At 60.2% G+C, this 18,096-nt stretch carries 15 protein-coding genes; 7 read left to right on the top strand and 8 right to left on the bottom strand.

Annotated elements, in window-relative coordinates:
- Nucleotides 1-2 precede the first annotated feature (2 nt).
- Entirely contained in the window at nucleotides 3-803 is an 801-nt protein-coding gene (locus tag KUV41_RS18700) for a transporter substrate-binding domain-containing protein (protein ID WP_206942385.1), read from the bottom strand.
- Nucleotides 804-937: 134 nt separating this feature from the next.
- On the opposite strand from KUV41_RS18700, the gene KUV41_RS18695 reads away from it, so the two are divergent.
- The 5 genes from KUV41_RS18695 to KUV41_RS18675 all read left to right on the top strand — a co-directional run bounded on the left by KUV41_RS18695 (nucleotide 938) and on the right by KUV41_RS18675 (nucleotide 6,009).
- Entirely contained in the window at nucleotides 938-1,888 is a 951-nt protein-coding gene (locus KUV41_RS18695; RefSeq protein ID WP_222486977.1) for a LysR family transcriptional regulator, read from the top strand.
- Between the two features lie 152 nt (nucleotides 1,889-2,040).
- Nucleotides 2,041-3,075, top strand: coding sequence for a TRAP transporter substrate-binding protein DctP (dctP, locus tag KUV41_RS18690; protein WP_222162158.1), 1,035 nt, complete (start codon nucleotides 2,041-2,043; stop codon nucleotides 3,073-3,075).
- 299 nt (nucleotides 3,076-3,374) lie between these two features.
- Nucleotides 3,375-3,902, top strand: a complete 528-nt coding sequence (locus KUV41_RS18685; protein WP_206942379.1) for a TRAP transporter small permease — start codon at nucleotides 3,375-3,377, stop codon at nucleotides 3,900-3,902.
- Entirely contained in the window at nucleotides 3,899-5,176 is a 1,278-nt protein-coding gene (locus tag KUV41_RS18680; RefSeq protein ID WP_206942377.1) for a TRAP transporter large permease, read from the top strand. The genes KUV41_RS18685 and KUV41_RS18680 overlap by 4 nt, the downstream gene beginning before the upstream one ends.
- A 104-nt stretch (nucleotides 5,177-5,280) precedes the next feature.
- A complete protein-coding gene (locus KUV41_RS18675) occupies nucleotides 5,281-6,009 on the top strand; it encodes a M15 family metallopeptidase (RefSeq protein ID WP_222162498.1) in 729 nt (242 codons plus the stop codon).
- Between the two features lie 133 nt (nucleotides 6,010-6,142).
- Here KUV41_RS18675 and KUV41_RS18670 read toward each other — a convergent pair whose 3' ends face one another.
- From KUV41_RS18670 to KUV41_RS18645, 6 genes are all read right to left on the bottom strand, one after another.
- The gene (locus KUV41_RS18670; RefSeq protein WP_222486976.1) at nucleotides 6,143-6,667 is read right to left on the bottom strand and encodes an RES family NAD+ phosphorylase; all 525 of its coding nucleotides are present in this window, start codon (nucleotides 6,665-6,667) and stop codon (nucleotides 6,143-6,145) included.
- The gene (locus tag KUV41_RS18665; RefSeq protein ID WP_222162160.1) at nucleotides 6,664-7,023 is read right to left on the bottom strand and encodes an XRE family transcriptional regulator; all 360 of its coding nucleotides are present in this window, start codon (nucleotides 7,021-7,023) and stop codon (nucleotides 6,664-6,666) included. Before KUV41_RS18665 ends, KUV41_RS18670 begins: the two co-directional genes overlap by 4 nt.
- Nucleotides 7,024-7,112: 89 nt before the next feature.
- A complete protein-coding gene (locus KUV41_RS18660) occupies nucleotides 7,113-8,000 on the bottom strand; it encodes a hypothetical protein (RefSeq protein WP_222486975.1) in 888 nt (295 codons plus the stop codon).
- 5 nt (nucleotides 8,001-8,005) lie between these two features.
- On the bottom strand, nucleotides 8,006-9,259 hold the full coding sequence (locus KUV41_RS18655) for a hypothetical protein (protein WP_222486974.1): 1,254 nt from the start codon (nucleotides 9,257-9,259) through the stop codon (nucleotides 8,006-8,008).
- On the bottom strand, nucleotides 9,256-9,882 hold the full coding sequence (locus KUV41_RS18650; RefSeq protein ID WP_222484372.1) for a condensin complex protein MksE: 627 nt from the start codon (nucleotides 9,880-9,882) through the stop codon (nucleotides 9,256-9,258). The genes KUV41_RS18655 and KUV41_RS18650 overlap by 4 nt, the downstream gene beginning before the upstream one ends.
- On the bottom strand, nucleotides 9,879-13,565 hold the full coding sequence (locus tag KUV41_RS18645; RefSeq protein WP_222484371.1) for an ATP-binding protein: 3,687 nt from the start codon (nucleotides 13,563-13,565) through the stop codon (nucleotides 9,879-9,881). Before KUV41_RS18645 ends, KUV41_RS18650 begins: the two co-directional genes overlap by 4 nt.
- Before the next feature lie 143 nt (nucleotides 13,566-13,708).
- Here KUV41_RS18645 and KUV41_RS18640 point away from each other — a divergent pair, with 143 nt between their 5' ends.
- Both KUV41_RS18640 and KUV41_RS18635 read left to right on the top strand, forming a co-directional pair.
- The gene (locus KUV41_RS18640; RefSeq protein WP_261396106.1) at nucleotides 13,709-14,341 is read left to right on the top strand and encodes a hypothetical protein; all 633 of its coding nucleotides are present in this window, start codon (nucleotides 13,709-13,711) and stop codon (nucleotides 14,339-14,341) included.
- A gap of 477 nt (nucleotides 14,342-14,818) precedes the next feature.
- Entirely contained in the window at nucleotides 14,819-15,763 is a 945-nt protein-coding gene (locus KUV41_RS18635; RefSeq protein WP_222486973.1) for a formylglycine-generating enzyme family protein, read from the top strand.
- 116 nt (nucleotides 15,764-15,879) lie between these two features.
- On the opposite strand, the gene KUV41_RS18630 is transcribed toward KUV41_RS18635, so the two are convergent.
- Nucleotides 15,880-18,096, bottom strand: coding sequence for a hypothetical protein (locus KUV41_RS18630; protein ID WP_222486972.1), 2,217 nt, complete (start codon nucleotides 18,094-18,096; stop codon nucleotides 15,880-15,882).

Below are 18,096 nucleotides of genomic sequence, written 5' to 3'. Positions count from 1 at the left end.
CCTCAGATCTTGATATCGTAGTCCACGTACTTGTGCATCAGCTCGTCGTAGGTGCCGTCTTCCTTGATCTCGGCCAGGGCCTGATTGAACTGTGCGGCCAGGTCTTCGTCGCGAGGACGAAACGCCACCGCCACACCGTGGCCAAAGTAGGACTTGGGCTCACGGATCAGCTCGGAGCTGACCACTACCTCGCTGTCGGCTTCGTCCACCTGCAGGTTGGCCAGCGCCAGCGGGTAGTACATGAAGGCACTGTCCAGGCGTCCGGTCTTGACGTCCAGCGCCAGGTCCTCGGCGGTGGCATAGCGACGCACTTCCATGATGTCGCCGTAGGTATCGGTGATGAAGCGATCACGAATGGTGCCGCGCTGCACGCCAACGGTCAGGCCCTCCAGGCTCGCACGGTCGTCGGGATCCACTTCACTGCCGCGCAGCGTCACCCATACGCTGGGGTTGGAATAGTAGGGCTCGGAGAACAACACCTGCTGGCGACGCTCTTCAGTGATCGCCATGGACGACATGATGGCGTCGTACTTGCGGGCCATCAGCCCCGGGATGATGCCATCCCAGCTTTGCTCGACCCATTCACATTGACGCTGGATGCGCCGACACACTTCTTCCCCAAGCTCTACCTCGAAGCCCGTCAGGGTGCCATCAGGCAAGCGGTACTCGAAGGGCTCGAACGGGATATCCACCCCCAGCTTGAGCGGCTCGTCGGCCTGGGCCGTTGTCACCAGGGTCGAAGCCGACAAAGCGGTGAGCCCCAGCAGGGCACTCAATAGCACAGGACGAGAAAACGATCGCATCCGTAAGTTCCTTTTTGCGTTATGGTTATTGGTCTATGCCTTGTGGGCACAAAGAGTCTGCCACTCTCTGTCACCCTCGCCAAGTTGCCTGCGACATGCTGACAACCACCGGTCATCATCGATAAGGAACGACAATGCTCAACGGCCGCGCTCTGGCGTATCTGTGCGAAGTACAGCGACGTGGTTCCCTGCGGGGCGCAGCCATCCACCTGAATGTGGACGTCTCCGCCATCAGTCGCTTGATCCGTCGCCAGGAAGAAGAGCTTTCGATCCCATTGCTGACCCGCCACCCAGATGGCGTCACCCTGACCGAAGCCGGCCGCCTGCTGGTGGAACACCATCGCGCTCGATGCGATGCCGAAACGGCAACGCTGTCGCGCCTGAGCGCGCTTCAGAGCCTGGATAGCGGTGAGGTCAGAGTGGCCGTCGGCGAGGGCTTTATCGCTGATCTGGTCAATGCCCCCTTGCAGACCTTCATGACGGCGCATTCTGGCATCGACATTGTGGTGGTCATGGCTGGCGTCAACGAGGCCATGGCGTTGGTCCGTGACCGCGAGGTGGATCTGGCCCTGTTGTACGCGCCACCCATGGACCCGCTGCTGCGTTGTCATGTGGAGCGCCGCCACCCTCTGGATCTGATCGTGCCTGCCGACCATCCACTGACTCGGCGCCAGGCACCATTGACCCTGGCCGAAATCAGCGATTGGCCACTGGGGCTGATGGACAGCCCCTTTGGCATGCGCCAGATGGTCGACCAGGTCGCCCATCAGGAGCGCCTCCATCTGCGTTCACGGCTGCATACCAACTCGGTCACCGTCCTGAGGAATTTCGTCAGGTCCGGTAGCGGCGTCACCTTTATGCCCGAGTTGACCGTCGCCGATGACATCGCCCAGGGGTTGATTCAGGTGCTGCCGCTGGCACATCCGGTGCTCAACGGGGCCCGCGCTCAGATCGTCAGTCGTCAAGGCCGGCCATTGCCGGTGGCGGCAGAGGCCTGCCTGGCGCATCTGCGTCGCGGCATGCGCTTCTTTGCCGATGATGCGCCACGCCTGCTGGCCCCACATCGCCAGAGCGGCGTTGCCTGAGGGCCCGTCCGACGTGCTGCCAAACGCCAGACCATGCTGGCGTTGCCAAAAGATCAACGCCTTGGGGTTTGATTAGTCAACGCGACAACGCCTAGTCTCGTTATCGATAGACAGCGTTGCCGCACAATAACACCACAACACCGGAGTCCCTCATGAGCCTGTTTCGTCCACTGCCCCTGCTTGCTGCCCTGACCACCGCCACGACAATGGGGTTGACCGCCGCCTCAGCGCTGGCTGCAACCACCGTCAACCTGAGCTATAACGGCGCTCCCGACCCGGACAAGAACGCGGTGCACGTGTTCGCCACCAACTTGAAGGAACTGGTCGAGGAAAAGACCGGAGGCGAGCTTGAGCTCAAGCTGTACCCCAACAGCATGCTGGGTGAAGAGCAGGAGCGCATGGAGCAGACCATGGCGTCGCCGAGCCTGAACATTGCGTCCTTCGCCGGCATGTCGCCCATCGTCCCCGAAGTGTTCGTCAGCGCAATCCCCTTCCTGTTCCAGGATTTCGATGACGCTCGCCAGTTCTTCGACGAAGGCAGCTACTGGAAAGCGGTTCAGGAAGACCTGGAGGGCCGCGCCGGACTGGAACTGCTGGCGGTAGTCGAGGAAGGCGGCTTCCTGGCCTTCACCAACGACAAGACGCCAATCGCCGAACCGGCGGACTTCGAAGGGCTGCGCTTCCGCGCCATGGACCCCAGCCAGGTCGCACTTTATGAGGCCTTCGGCGCGTCCGGCACGCCCATTCCCTGGACCGAAGTCTACATGGCGCTGAAAACCGGCGTCGCTGACGGCCAGATGAACCCGCCGATGTATATCATCCTCGGCAGCCTCTATGAGGTTCAGGACTACCTGACGCTAGCCAACATCCAGTACTCCGACCAGTTCCTGGTGGGCAACACCAGCATGATCAATGGCTGGGACGAGGCGACCCAGACTGCCTTCCGTGAGGCGGTCGCCGAAGCCAACCAACTTGCTCGCGAACAGAACCAGGCCAAGGTCGATGAGCGCATTGCCTACCTGGAAGAGCAAGGCATGGAGGTCATTCGTCCTAACCCAGAGCAGCTGGAAGCCTTCCGCCAGCAGGGCCAGCCGGCTTATCTTGAGTGGCTGAAGGACCAGAACATCGAACAGCGCTATATCGACATGGCGCTCGACGACGCCGGACTTCAACTCAGCGCCCAGTAGACCTGAGACCTGAGCACTTAGTACTGAACACCGGGCAGCGTCGACGACCGTCTGGCTGCCCGGCACACAGTGCACTGACCCAGACTCTCTTAACACGTGCTCTGAATAGGTGCTCTGAACAAGCGCTCTGATATTAGCGGCTCAACGTTAAGCGCTCTGATATCGGTATGGCGACATGAGTGCTCTGACGTGAGTGCGCAGGCCTGAGCGCAAGACGAAGAATGCTCCAGCACGTACAACGGCCTCCGCTCCAGGAGGCCGGTTCATCCTGTTTCACCAACCTGTGGGAGAGCCTCCCCATGTCCTGGTCCCTTGCCCAAAGCCGGCCCGTCATGGCGCTGCGGCGACTATCGCTATGGAGCGCGAGTGCACTGCTGCTCATTGATCTGCTGGCCATGCTGTATGGTGTGGCCGCGCGTTATCTAGCCGGCGGGGCCCCCATCTGGACCGATGAGCTGGCCCGCTACCTGATCATCGGCGCGGTCATGCTGGCCCTTGGCAGCGTCTGGATCGAAGGCGGTCATATGCGGGTCGCGCTGATCGAGCGGCTGATTCCACGCACCCTGGGGCGCATCCTCTCTGTCTACCAGTGGCTATTGACCCTGGCACTTGCCGCTGGCGGAGCCTGGTTCAGCTTTCACTACGCGCAATCAGTGGCGATGTTCCAGAGCCAAGGCCTGGGCATTAGTCGGGCCGTGCCGGTTATGTCCGTGCCGCTCGGCTTTGCGCTGCTGACGCTGATGGCGCTGTGCCATGGTCCATTCCCGCTACCGACCCAGGACGGCGACGCCGACGCCGCTCAGCACGACCGGGGGGCCACATCATGACGCTTGCCATGCTGGCGGTCTTTGTCGTCCATGTGCTGCTGGGCCTGCCTCTGTTCATCTCGCTGCTGGCCACCGCCGTGGTCGGTTTCGCCTTCGTCGACCTGTCGATGATTCCCCGCATGATGCCCCAGCAGTTCTTTGGCGGCATCGATGCCTTCTCATTGATGGCCATCCCACTGTTCATCCTCGCCGGCAACCTGATGAACGCCTCGAAGCTGACCGACCGGCTGATGGCGCTGGCGCGTCTGTTGGTCGGCCATCTGCGCGGCGGCATGGGCCACGTCAATGTGGTGTCCAGCGTGTTCTTTGCGGGGGTCAATGGATCGGCGGTCGCCGATACCTCGGCACTGGGCTCTCTGCTGGTCCCTGCGATGCGCAAGGAAGGCTATTCGACGGCCTTCGCCGCTGGCCTGACGGCGGGCAGCTCACTGATCGGGCCGATCATCCCGCCCAGCATCTTCATGATCCTCTATGCCTCGCTGACCAACACCTCGGTGGGCGATCTGTTCCTTGCCGGCGTGATTCCCGGGCTGTTGCTGGGTGCCGCCTTCATGGCCATGAATGCTGTCTACGCGCGTCGCAAGGGGCTGCCCAAGGGTGATGGCTGGCCCGGTGCGCGCCAGCTGGGGGTGGCTGCCCTTGGCGCCTTGCCTGCCCTGATGGCCCCCTTCCTGATTGTCGCCGGCATCGTCATGGGATTGGTCACACCCACGGAATCAGGAGCGCTGACCGTGGCCTACGTGGCCCTCTATGGGGTGCTGGCTGGCAACCTGAATCTATTGGCGCTGTGGCGTGCGTTTGTCGACACGACCCGCCTTACCGCCGCCATCTTCGTCATCATGGCCGCCTCCAGCACGGTCAGCTGGCTGCTGTCCTACGCCCAGGTGCCCTACCAGTTCGTCGAGCTGTTGACCCCCTACGTCGATAGTCCGGTGATCATTCTGCTGTTGCTCAGCCTGATCACCTTCATCACCGGCATGTTCATGGAAGAGGTCTCGGCGCTGATGCTGCTGACACCGATCTTTGCGCCGGTGGCCATGATGGCAGGCATCGACCCGGTCCACCTGGGTATCATCATCACCCTCAACATCACCATCGCGCTGATCACGCCGCCGATGGGCGCCTGCGTATTCGTCGCCGCTGCCGTCAGCCGGCTGGAGATCACCGCGCTGTTTCGTACCATCTGGCCCTTCGTGGTCATCGCCCTGCTGGTCCTGGTGGCACTGATCCTGGTGCCCTCCCTGACCCTATGGCTTCCGACCGCTCTGGGATGAGAACCTCCATGACCTCCAACGAAGGCTGCAACGAGAGCTGCAACAACGGCATCAATAACAGCGGTGACGACCGTCATCCCTATGCACATCCCGAGACCCCAGCCATGGCGATTCCTCTATCCGCTGAGCCTTCCTGGGCCCAACTGCGCCAGATTCCCATTCAGGGGCTGGATGAGCCCCTGGTGCCCATGAGCCTGGCCCCATCACCGGTCAAGGTATTTCCCGCCTACGCCCGCCTGGGAATTCCTGGCGCCATCAACGAGTGCTATCTGCGTGAAGGCGTCTATCGCCGCGTGCTGGCGGCGGCGCGCTCGCTGCCTGACGGCGTAGGTCTGATCGTGCTGGACGGCTGGCGTCCGTGGCGAGTTCAGCAGTACCTGTTCGACACCTTGATGGAAGCCATTCGCGGCAACCATCCAGACATTGATGAGGCTGAGCTGCTAAACCGTACCCGTGAGTTTGTGGCCGAACCCAGCACCCGTGCCGATGCGCCGAGCCCGCACCTGAGCGGCGGCGCCGTCGACGTGACCCTGTGCGATGCCGATGGCCTGCCGCTGCCCATGGGCACCTTGTTCGACGAAGCGTTGCCGGCCTCCCACACCGCTTTTCTGGAACACAAGGCCACGCTGACCGATGACGAGCGCGCGGCGCGGGACAACCGTCGCCTGCTGTACCACGCCATGACCGCTCAGGGATTCACCAACCTACCGAGCGAATGGTGGCACTTCGACTTCGGCGACCAGCTGTGGGCCCATTACGGCGGCCACGATCAGGCGCTGTACGGCCCCGCCGAACTGGACACCATCGAGAATCGCTGGCGGCGGCAGTTGTAGCGAAAAGCGGTAAGGGAAAGGGAAAGGGAAAGGGAAAGGGAGAGTGGGCAGGAGAAAGGAAAACGTTGAGGGGCAACACGGGATAACTGGCTGCGCTGGACATCTCGAACTGTGGCGCTGACGATACGCTACTTCAGCGGCTCAGCCGCCCCTCATCATCGATCACCCTGACCTTGGTCGGGCGAGAGCGAGACCATTTCCAGAACACCAGGTTGACGTCACGGGCACCGGCCCCCGTCGCCTGCGACGGTACTCGTATGCCGACAATGCCTTGCCGAATCAGCTCGTCGGCAATCTCCCAGGCGAGCACGCTTTGACGTGCGAGCCTCTTCGCCAGCCAGGCCTCGTGCATCCAGCTGTCCACGTCGGGATGGACGAGGGCACAGACATCCCGATCACACAGGTCAAGCAGCGGACCACAGTCGACCTCATAGGTACACAGCGTCAGCGGCTGTGTCTTGAAGGGCATTCCCTGTTGCGCTTCCAACCAGGCGGTCTCGAACCGCGCTGAGGTGTAGAGTGCGGGTTGGCCAACACGGTTCCAGCGCCCGCCATTCAGCGCCGCCCCATCTCCGGATTCAGGTGCGTGCTGCCAGAGAGGGTTGTGCCCTCGATACACCAGTCCTTTGAAGTGAAAGCCGTGACTCCGCAGGCTCACGCATAGCCCCCCTCGGCGATATGCGACAGATACGCGCGTACATCATCGGCTCGACCTCGCCTGACCAGTTCTTCCGCCGTCATATCGCCCAGGGCCGCAATCGGGTAGCTGCGAAACCACGACCAGGCTGCGCTGATCGAGCCAGCCCAGGGCTCGATGCGTTTGAGTATTTCATAGGCCTGGCGCAACCGCTGTTGCGTCGAGACGGCCTGCAGCCGCTCCTTGCGAACGATGGCGCTCTGGCTGAGCCCGATGGCGCGAGCAAATTCGCTTTTCGTTATATGAAGCGCCTTGGGCAAGGCATCGGCGCTGATATAGCCCTCGGCATTCACCGCTTCACGAATCTCAAAGGACATATCTGACACCCATTACGACATAGATATATGTCAATCTAGGCGACAAACAGGGAAGCGTCAAAACCCGCCTGCGCAACCCTGTCGCAGACTCAGCGCAGTGCCACGGCCTTGAGAGGGCCTTCAAACCACTGCTGGAGCAGGCCGCGCTGCTCATCGAGGATCAGCGCGAGATAGTCGCGTAGCGGGTGGCCAGCGGGCAGACTCTCAAGATGATGTATCAGCCCCTCATGCCGCGGCAGTTGCTCGGCGAGCTGATGATCCGGCGTGGCCCGCTGCGCGAGCCAGTCCAATGGTGGCAGCAACAGATGGCTGGCGCCGCTGGAAAGTGCTTCGCGAACGCCGGCGGCATCGAAGTCACCGAGATAGAGATGCGGTCGCGGCTCATCAAAGCCCTGTGCCCAGGCCGCCGCCAATTGATCGAAGCCCTGGCGATAGGCACTGTCGCCGCGATAGACCACCAGCGGATTGGCGAAGCCACCTAGCTCCTCTTGCATCACGTTCAGGTCATAGTGGCTATCGAGATTCTCGACCTGCACCAGGGCGTCGAAGGCCGCAAGCTCGAGCTTTCGACCATCGACATCAAGGGCCTCCCTCACACATAAGGGAAAACCGACCCGCGGCGTTGCCGGAACACTCACCAACACCCGATAGCGACGGGGTGGCTCGCGCACGTATTTGTCTTCCTTAGACCCGAACTTCGCCTGTTCCCGCGTGGATAAACCGCTGAGCGACTGCCCCAGTCGGGGCTGATCGAGGCTTTCAAGCGTGGCATCGATGGTGGCCAGCAGGCGCCGGTCAAAGCGCAGCATGTTCCCCCAGCGATAGTCGCCAAGCTCCACATCATGGGCCTCACACCAAGCCTCGATTGCCCTGATGGCCTTCATCGAACGCGTGCGTTCTACCGTCGGAGACTTCTTTAGTTCCTGGGCGATGCGCGAAAGCACCGCGTAGTCCGCCGACTTCAGCTCCTTGCCCATCAACACTACACCGCCAGCACCAAGCTGACGTCGTGAATCAGCTGGACGTCATTGAAGGGGCCTGCCGGGCTTTCCTCGGGGATCAGCCGAAAGGCACGCTGCTCTTCTCGCGGCAGCCCCTGGTACTCGGCGATGACCTGAAACAGCCAGATTTCCTGATCCCATTCGAGTGCGCTGTCGGCCAGGTACTCAAGGGCACTGACATCTCCCGGAATCCCTCCTTGCGCGGTGCCACGATCCACCACGTCCAGGTAGAAGCGCTCTACATCCTGCTTCAGCGCCTGCTGGCGGGCCTCCACCAGGCTTTGTTCCTCCACCTGGGCGGGGCCGGCGGCCTCGACGATCTCGGGGCGGTGAACCGCAACCGGCAAGGCGTGCAGCAGGCTGGCGATCGTGTCGCTGTCGTGATGGTGGTCCAGGGCCACCGAACCCGCTGCCTGCAAGGGGCTTGCCCGATTGAACAGCTCTGGCACCTCGCTTCTGCGAGTGTAGTTGCCGGGAATAAACCCCGGATGCTCGCGCAGGAAGGCGGCCATACCGGCCACCAGTCGGCTCTGCTGCTGCTGCTGGCGAAAGCGCGCCATCAGCTCGATCAGCCGCCCCTGCACCTCACGCAGGTTGGTGTAGTGCAGACTCAGCTGCTGTTGCAGCTGGCTGATCAGCAGCTTGCGCAACGACCCATCACTGCCCACCAGTTCGATCAGCTCTTCGAAGTCGATCAACGCCATGCCGTCGAGCAGACGCACGATCTGCTTCTGGGCACGGTCGTTCTCGCGGATCTTGTCGTTAAGGCGGCTGACAAAGCCAAAGTCGCTGTTGAGGCGCTGCCACAGACTATCGATGGCGTCGGCGAAGCGGCCGTTGAGGTCGTCCACCTCCTGGCGCAAGCGCAGCATCAGGGGCCCCTGCTGGTAGTGCTCACCGCGATTGACCGCTTCACGATAGCTCTGTACCAGGTTGCGAATCTGCTCAAGGGTCTCACCGACGTCGGCGTTGACGTGGCGGCGGGTCTCATCGGCCAGCATCTCGGCGATCAGCTCGCGCACCTTGGGGGTCAGCTTGACCGCTCCGTGTTCGTCTGGGCGCCACAGGATGCGCGCCGCCAGCAGCTTGCGCAGGGCGCCGTCAGTCAGCGGCTCCAGCGGCACCTCGTCACGGGAGTAGCCCTGCATCAGGACGTCGGCGTAGCGTCCCAGCAAGGAGAGACGCTCGGTGCCGGTGGCCATCAACCGGCTTTCGAGCGTGTGTTCCTCGCTCATAGCAGGGACTCCTGACGGGCCGGCGCCTCATCATCCACCGGCAGGCTTTCTTCGTCGCGAATGAAGCGTACCAGCTCGACCAGATAATCGATCTTGCCGGTGACCAGATAGACCTGACGATCGGCGTGGGGCTGCAGCAGGTAGCCGTGTTCCTTGAGTCGCTTGAACACCTGCTTCATCTGGGCGTCGAGCTGCTCGCTCTGGGAACCGAAAAAAGGATCGGTGGCAAGGCGCTCCAGGCGTTCGCGCAGACTCTGGTTGTCCTCGCAGCGAGCGCTGAACTCCGCCGGCTTGAGCACATCGCCAGGCGCCGCCAGGGCATCCTGGCCCAGCGCTTCCTGTACCAGTTGCAGCCACTCCAGCAGCGGCAGCAGGCTGTTGACGGTATCGCCCAGCTGGCGCGACAGCTGCTCGCGGGCGTCTTCGTTTAGCTGCCGCCAGGCCAGGAAGTGGACGCTGCGGTCCTCGTTGCTGGCCAGACGGCGATTGAGCGGACGCAGGTAGGTGTCGATCTGCTCGCGAACGTCGTCGTCTTCAAGTTTGCGAAAGGCGCTCTCGTCGCTGATCGCGCAGATGAACTCGCCGGCCAAAAGGCGCTCCAGCAGGGGGCCGTGTTCGATCATAGGGTGAGCTCCTCTTCACTGCGCTGCTTGAGTCGCTGGGCCAGCTTGCTGAGCCGGGGTTCGATGCGCTTGAGTCGACGGCGGCGAGGATCACTGGCGTCACGGTCGATCAGGTAGCGGTTGTGGAACAGCAGCAGCACATCGGACTCCGGGTTGGGGAAGGCGCCGACGATGTGAATGTGATTGCTGTCACAGGCCTCGAACAGTTTTTCGACGTTGTGATAGGCCAGGGTGCCGATCTCGTCGATGGGCCAGTGCACGCTGATCTCGGCCTGGCCGCGCAGCAGGCGGGTGAAGGCCAGCAGGAACTTGCACAGGATCAGGTAGGCCATGCCGTGGCTCGACGACTCGAGCAACTGGCGGTCGTTCTTGATCACCAGGTCGGTGCCGCCTTCATTAAGGTGCAGCTCCAGGCGCAGCAGGCTCTCGAAGCTGTACTGCTGGTCGCTGCGCAGCAGGTCGACCACATCGGCCAGGGCATTGAGGTAGTCGTCTCCGGGCAGGCCACCGGCGTCCTGCCAGTCACGATAGTCCTGGGCGAAGCGCTTGAGCGGCTCCCAGAAACCCAGCTCGTCGATGGTGGACTGGATCTTGACCTCGGCCTTGGTGATGCCTTCCAGGCGCAGGTCGTCGGCCACCTCTTCGGATAGCCGTCGGCTCTGGGCGCTGATGCGTCGGTTGAGGTCGCGAAAGACGGTGAAGAACTTGTCGAGGTCCGCCCCCAGGTTGCGTCCCTGCTGCACCAGCTGCTGTTGCTGGTCTTCGAGCAGGGTAAGCATCCCGCGCAGCAGCGGCAACAGCTGCCGAGGACCGACGTCGGCGCTACCCTGGAGCTCATCGCGGAGCTTGTCGCGCTCGGCGCTCAAGGTATCGATAAAGCCAGCGCTGGCGCCCTTGATCAGCTCCCCCTCGACCTGCTCGCACCCCTTGCGCAGGGCATCCATTTCGGTGGCACGCTCGCTTAGCGCTCGGTGGGCTCGCTCGATACGCTCGTGCACATCCCCGGGTGCCTGACTCTGGGGCGCCGGAGCTGGGTCCAGCGGCAGCTGCTCGACCTGCACCAGCAGCGGCTTGAGGGCGTCGATGATGCCGCTCTCGGTGCTGCGCCGGGTGGACAACTCCGCCAGCGCCTGCTGGTGGGCGCTGCGGGCAGACTGGAACTCGGCCTTGCGCTGCTCGCGCTCGCGCTCGGCGGTCTCCTTGTCACGTATCAGACGGGTTTCCTTCTCCACCAGCTGCGGCTTGCGCTGACCCCAGTCCAGGCGCATGAAGCGGCGATAGTCCTCCAGCTGCTCCTGACGGCCGGCGGTGTCGCGGATGCGCTGATCCAAGGCGGCAAGCCGCGCCTTGGTATCCCTGAGGGAGTCCAGGTCCACGCCCTGCTCCTGCAGCTCACGATCGAAGGCGGCCTCGAGCTCCTGGCGCTGGCGCTGGTGCTCCTGCTTCTGGTCGCTCAGGTACTGCTTGTGCTGGCGGATCTGGTCGTCGATGCCATCCAGGCGGCTCTGGGCATCGGCCTTCACCTCCAGTAGCTGCGCCTGATGGGTCTTGGCCAGAGTGTCGAGGGCATCACCTTTTTCCTGCTTGAGGTCATCATGACTCGCCTGCTGAGCGGCCAGTGACTCCTCCAGCGCCTGACGCCGGGTCTTCTGCTGGCGCGCATGGCGCTCCTGCAGTTGGCTGCGCGCATCCCGGGCGTAGTCCACCTCCGACTCGGCGCGCTTGACCTCCATGCGCGCTCGCCGCACGGCGTCCTCGGCAGACTGTACCCGCTCGTTGCAGGCCTTCATCTGACGCTCGGCGGCCTGTTCGGCGTTCTCTGCGCGCACCAGCGCGGCCTCGGCCTGCTCGATGGCGACGACCAGGCTCGCCTCATCCTGAGCGTACTCCGGCACGTCCACCGCGGCCAGGTCGAGCCCGACGCCGAACAGCTCATCGTGGTCGTGTTCACCGACCTTGGGTGACAGGTCGCGACGCTCCAGCAGCTCAGGCGCGATCACCTTGCCCAGACGTTGTTCCCAGCCCGGTCGGTGATAGCGCAGGAAGTGGCGCAGCGTGCCTTGCGCGGGATCACGCTGCTGGTGCAGCGCGTGACAGTGTGCCTCGGCCTTGGCCAGCTGGTGACGGGCGTCGTTGAGCTCCTGCTCCGCCTGGTCTCGACTGCGCTTGAGCGTGTCGTACTCTTCGCGCAGGGCACTCAGGGTTTCCCCGCTGGCGTCACGATCGCTCTGGGCCTGGTCGAGGCGCGCCTGGGCGAGCTCCGCTTCCTGCATCTCTTCTGCTGTGGCGGCACTGGCCGACAGCTGCGCCTTCAGTTCGGCTACCCGCTGAAGCCCTGCGTCGAGGCGTTCACGGTAGCTGTCATCGAGCTCCTGGCGCTGGGACTGGTAGCGTTGCTCCAGCTCGCTTTGCTGCTGCCACTGCTGATTGCGCAGCTCTTCCCTGGTCTCGCCCAACTCGTCGATACGGGCCTGGGCCTCCTCCTGCTGGCGGGCCAGCTCATCGGCGAGCTCACGCAGCCGGCCCTCAAGCCGTGACTGGTGCTCCTGAAAGGCGGACTGCATCACCGCCAGGTGCTCGCGCAACTGCTGACTCTGGTCGCGCCACTGGGGCAGCGACTGGACGTCTCGCTCAAGCGCCGGCATGTCGGCTTCTTCGAAGGCCTCGAAGGTGTCCTGCAGATCCGACAGCTCCCGCTGAGTCTGCTCGAGCTCGCTGGTCATCTCGCTAAGACGGTCATTCAAGGCGTCGCGCAGGTGGCCATATTCCGCTTCACGCTCCTGAAACTCCTGCTTGCGGCGAGCGATCTCCGCCTCGGTGTCGGCCAAGGTGCGCTCGGCGCGGTGGCGGTCAGCCTCGAGCTGGGGCTTCAACTGCCACAAGATGGTCTCGCGCTCGGCCACCTCATGGTCCAGCTCATCCAGCTTCGCCAACGCCCGCTCCAGCGGCTCCAGGCGTTTGGACTGACGCATCTGAGCGATCCACTCCCGCGCCTTGGTGCTGCGGATGCGCGTCACCGGCAGTTCGACGCCGTCCTCCTCGAAAATCGCCGCCAGCATGGTCTTGAGGGTGTCCATCTTGCCCTCTTTGGCGTGCACCGCACTGATCAACTTCTCCATATGGCGGATACGACGCTCAGGCTTGACCAGGCTGAACTGGGCGGCCATCTGGCGCAGTCGCAGACTGTCCTTGCGGTTGCCCTGCTGATGGGTGAAGTCGTTCTGGATGACGGAGCGGTACTCCGAGGTGGCCGTCAACTTGGCGGACATCGGCACGTTATCTCGCCTCAACTGGCTGGCCCAATCGCTGTAGCCGAGTGCTGTCACGCCACCGTTGGCTTCCACCAGATAATGACCGGGCTGATACGGCGCGCCAATAAAGCGGTACTCGATGCCGCCATCGGACTTGCGCGTCAGCACCGCCTGACAGACATTGCCGGCCTCGCGACGATACTCGTAGATCAGGTAGCTGTTGCCGTGGGGTAGATAGAAGGCGTCGAACTTCTTGCGGGTCTTGGGTACCACCTTATTGGGCAGCTCACCGTAGAACACCGGCACCAGACGCTGGAGCGTGGTCTTGCCCGAGGCATTGGTGCCACAGATATTGGTGTGACCATCGACATCCAGTTCGACCACCCCTTCCAGGTGGCCGTGGATCATCACGATGCGCAGCAGGTGAGCCATGGAGTTTCCTTGTTCGCTTGTCCGTCAGGGGGAGTATTCTGCCAGAGACCGCCCGCCCTGACAGTTCGACCAGAGTTGCCCCGGAGCAAGCTTTCGCCTAAAAGAAGTATCCCCACTATCGTCTGCCCACTACCGGAGCACCCATGAACTTCGCCACCCTCGGCCCTGAAGACAGCAACCACGCCTTGGTCCTGGCCCGCTATCTTGAGCTCCGGCGTCAGGATCTTGGGGGTAAAGACAGCCCACGCTCGCCGACCGTCCAGCTGGTAAACGACTTCCCCCAGGCCTTTCAGGACCTGGTGGACGGGCATCACGACTATGTGTTGCAGGTCAGCGCCCATTTCAGTCACGCCGACTGCGTCGGACGCTTCATGCACCGCGCCTTTCCCGTGGATAGCTTCATTGCCCCAAGCCGGCCCTTGGCACTGGTCGCACGCAAGGACGTCGCCAACCCTACAAGCGTCCTGCGTCAACCGGCGACCCGTCACTACACCGACCTAACGGGACTGGAACAACGCGACGCCCCCACCATCGTCGCCGCCCTGGAAGGCCTGCTCGACGGCCAAGCCGACGCCGCCATCGTCGCCGAGCAGGCCCTGGCCCTCTACCCAGATCAACTGCGGTTGATGCGCCCCCTGGGACCAGCGCTGGACACCTGGATTCTGTACGCCAACCGACCGCTCATGGATGAGGTGCAGCAAGAGCCGGCATTGGGAAACAGTGGCGCCCTACGGGAGCATTTCAGAACGACGTTTGCGCGAAAAAAACCGGCATGATGCATCAACCTCGATAACGTATGCGGTGTGGCAGGTACTTGCCGCCGCTTTCCCGATGGAAGCGCTGACGTCATCAGCCGAGCGGTACCAGGCGCCCGCAGCGCAGCACCCGGAGCTTATGCGGTATCGGTGAGGAGTTCGAGCAGCGCGTAACGCAGCAAGTCGGCGGCGCAGGCATTTATGCAGTGTTTCCCTATGGTGGAGAGTCACACAGGGGGAAGGGCCCACTTCATCACTATCATCCTCCGAACTCCCAAGCCCCGTCGTTGAGTTAAAACTCCTTCAGGCCACCGATACGTGTCGACGCTTAGTCCCCACTTATCCCTACCTGGACAGCCATGACGCCCCCCTAGGAGATAGGGGAACCCACAGATCGGAATAATTTGTGGGAAATCACTCACAAGGCACTGTCCGGTCGAATGGTAAGCTTACTTTGCGCACACCCTTGTCGCACAAGTATCGTAATGGAGCCAAACCATGGAAAGGTTTTATCGACTCAGCATCCCCATTATTGCATGCGTCGTGATGACCGGGTGTGACAGCACTACTTCACAGGAACAAGCCGGAGGCCACAGGGACGCCGGCTCACCGGTTAACCAAGAGGCCGTTGCGGCACTCATCCAGAAAACCATGGATAACATGGTCTTTGTTGAAGGCGGCAGCTTCCAGATGGGAGATTTTGGGCCGCTGATGCCCAATTCTGGCGGAAGAACCTATACAGCGGATAGCGACAATAAACCCGTGCACGAAGTGACGCTGGACAGCTTCTCCATTTCCGCCGTCCAGGTATCCTACGCTGACTACGACATTTATACCGAGGCGATGGAGTTGCCAAGGATCAATACCGAAGGTATTGAAGTGGAGTATCGTGCTTCTGACGTGCCCGCCGGTGTGGATTGGTATCAAGCCAGAGACTACTGCGAATGGCTGGGTGAACAGACCGGACTTCCCTTCTCACTTCCTACCGAGGCGCAGTGGGAATACGCAGCACGCTCGCGAGGGCAATTCCTACCATTTGCCACCACTGATGGTTATATCAACCGTGGGACGAACTATCCTTCTCGGGCAGAAATCCTTGCCAGTACTCCGTCCCCACTAATAGGCCCCCAGTCAATAAAACTTATCCCTCCAAACCCATTAGGTCTATACCAAATGGGGTTGAATGGATTCGAGTGGGTTAGTGATTGGTATGATGAAAACTACTACAGTGTTTCCCCCACGAAAAATCCGACCGGACCAATAATGGGAACACAGAGAGTTCAACGTGGCGCTGATTTTGGAGAAGGAAACAGCTCTAATTTATTGATAAATCGTCGAAAGAAGAATCCGGACTTATCTTATAACGACCCAAGAGGATTATCTAGCCACAGTGCTTACCGAGTAAACACCGTAAGATGTGCCATCAATAAACAAACTTATTAACAGACACCAACCACCAAATACGACAAGCACTGCCATGTCAACTTATTAAAAAAACTTTCTATCAAAGTAACGACTCATTGATAGAACAAGGTCTACCGAAAGTATACGGCATGGGATCATATTGTAACTACACATTGTGTGGTATTTTCACAAGCTCTGGAGAAAAATCTTGAAATAGGCTCTTGAGATGAGTATGTGAAACTATCATTTCTTACGATCGGCATTCCCACCCTAGTCTTCTCCCACAAACGAGCCTGCAAATGAATAAACTCTCTAGCATAGTGCGAAGATAGCGGCCTTGGTAGGCCTCTCTCACCACGCCCCATGAACTCCTCGACTATTCTCTCGCCTTCTTTCCAGGGAATTAGTTCACCTATCCGAGACGTTACTCTTTGCATGACGTTTCGATACTCGTTAACCGATTGGATCAAACGTAATACGTTCATTACCGCTTCCTTTCGGTCATTCATAAAACCAAAAAGACTTGGATCTTCCCACCACCCTTCTAAATCTCGATTTGCTGGATGATAACGATCAAAAGCATTTGTTTGCATAAGCCAATATATTACTATTCCTTTAGCATCTGGTGTGGCATGCTTCATCACATCATTACCCTCGTTTATGCTCTCAGAAAGTTTTCCTCTTGCTGAAGCATTGTCAATATCTACTCTTGTTTTTGCGAGTGTTCTAGCAAGGTCATCAATAATGTCTGATGCCTCTTCTCTGAGGTATTCGCTCAGTCGCCCCCCTTCAATTGCAGCCATGGTAACAATACTAGTTATCGCATGAAAAGCGCTTTCGTCAATAAACAGCAATCTTGAGTAATCAATATTCTTCAGCTGGTAAATTACCCATTTCACGAACTCATATATCAGTCCAGCATCCACCTCAAAATCAACTTTACCTTTAATCCCTGGCCCGAAACACACTCCTGCCTGGGCCGTTATACGAAACTTGCCACTATCATAGTAGACCGAAAAGTTTGCGGCAGCTCCGGCCCCCAGCAACCCAACAAGGCTCGGTGCGCTTTTTGCAAAAGGTTTAAACTTATTGCCTTCTTCGGGGTTCTTCCATTCAAGCTGCACCCCGAAGGTTGCGATCGCTTGGCCTCCGGCAAAGGCCGCCATCCCCCCGGCGATTTCACTATTGTCCAGCTGGGGTGACCCTGACTGACGCACCACCGACCGCTGCTCGCCGGGTAGTCCTCGTTGGGCAAGCTGTCCTTGTACCCCACGAGTCTGCAACTGACCATCCCGCATATCGACATTCAAGCTCAGCTCGGCGGCTACGCTGGCTCCAATCCCTCCACTACAGGTGATAAACGCATGCGACCGTATCATCCCCAGATCAATGATCCCGGCTTCATTGGGAAGCTCACAGGCCAGCATCAGGCCACCAGCGGGAGTATAAAAATCCAATGATGCCTTGGCTTCCGCCAGGACCAATTCTGCTTTTGCGTCAGCCTTGAGGGAGGCTTTTCCTTGAAAGGGGTTGAACTCTCCGCTCATACCACTTGCACCTGATGTCCAGCGCATCAACTGGGCTTCAGCAGATAGCTCAACACGCGAGCTATCCTTATCGTGTTCCTCACCCTCAAGCAATTCGTACTTCGCAGACAGGTTTTCGTTGATCGCCTCAGACCACTTAAACAGATCAACTGTCTCTTTTTCCTTCTTCAGCCAATCTTCAAACCACGGAAAATCTGCTTTCACCTTAGCTTCACCACTGACATTCACCATCTGGCGCACCAGCTTGTCAGTATCGACACGTCCGTTGTTGAGCACCGTCTGGCTAGCATTACCGCCACCACCGCTTAACGGTATCTCTTCAGATATCGCTCTGATAATATGAGACCTAGCGTACACCAGTCTGAAGTGTTCAGTTCTTGAAGCTCTTCGTTGAATAGGGATTAGCTCCATCACCTTGTTCGTTTCGCTACTCAACTCCGTCAGCGGCTCAATCACATCCTTCAGCGCACGATTTTTCTCGTCCACCTTGCGTTGCGCTGTCAGGACCTGTTGCCTCAAGGACTCTCTGTCCATAACAAACTGTTGATCACGGATGTCCGACATCATCAACGCAATATAGTTACTAGTGGCAGCGGATAGCTCATCAAGTGCATGTTGATGCTCCTCTACCACGGTTTCCATTAGCCGGCACTCCTCAATAAAGTGCGCAGCTCCCTCGGGTGACACGCTCACCAACTTATCTCGCCCCACCGCATAGAACAGCAGTGGCGAGCCTCCAATCGCAACATCACGCCCTTGCGGCATCAGGCGGGTTTGGGCATTACCATCTTCCGTATCAGCGGGTAGTGTCGAAGCCTCTGTCAT

Origin of the sequence: Halomonas sp. DP8Y7-1 (assembly GCF_019801685.1) — a bacterium.
GTDB lineage: Bacteria > Pseudomonadota > Gammaproteobacteria > Pseudomonadales > Halomonadaceae > Halomonas > Halomonas litopenaei_A.
The sequence above is the reverse complement of the archived record's forward strand: the minus strand, read 5'-3'. Positions and strand labels throughout refer to the sequence as shown.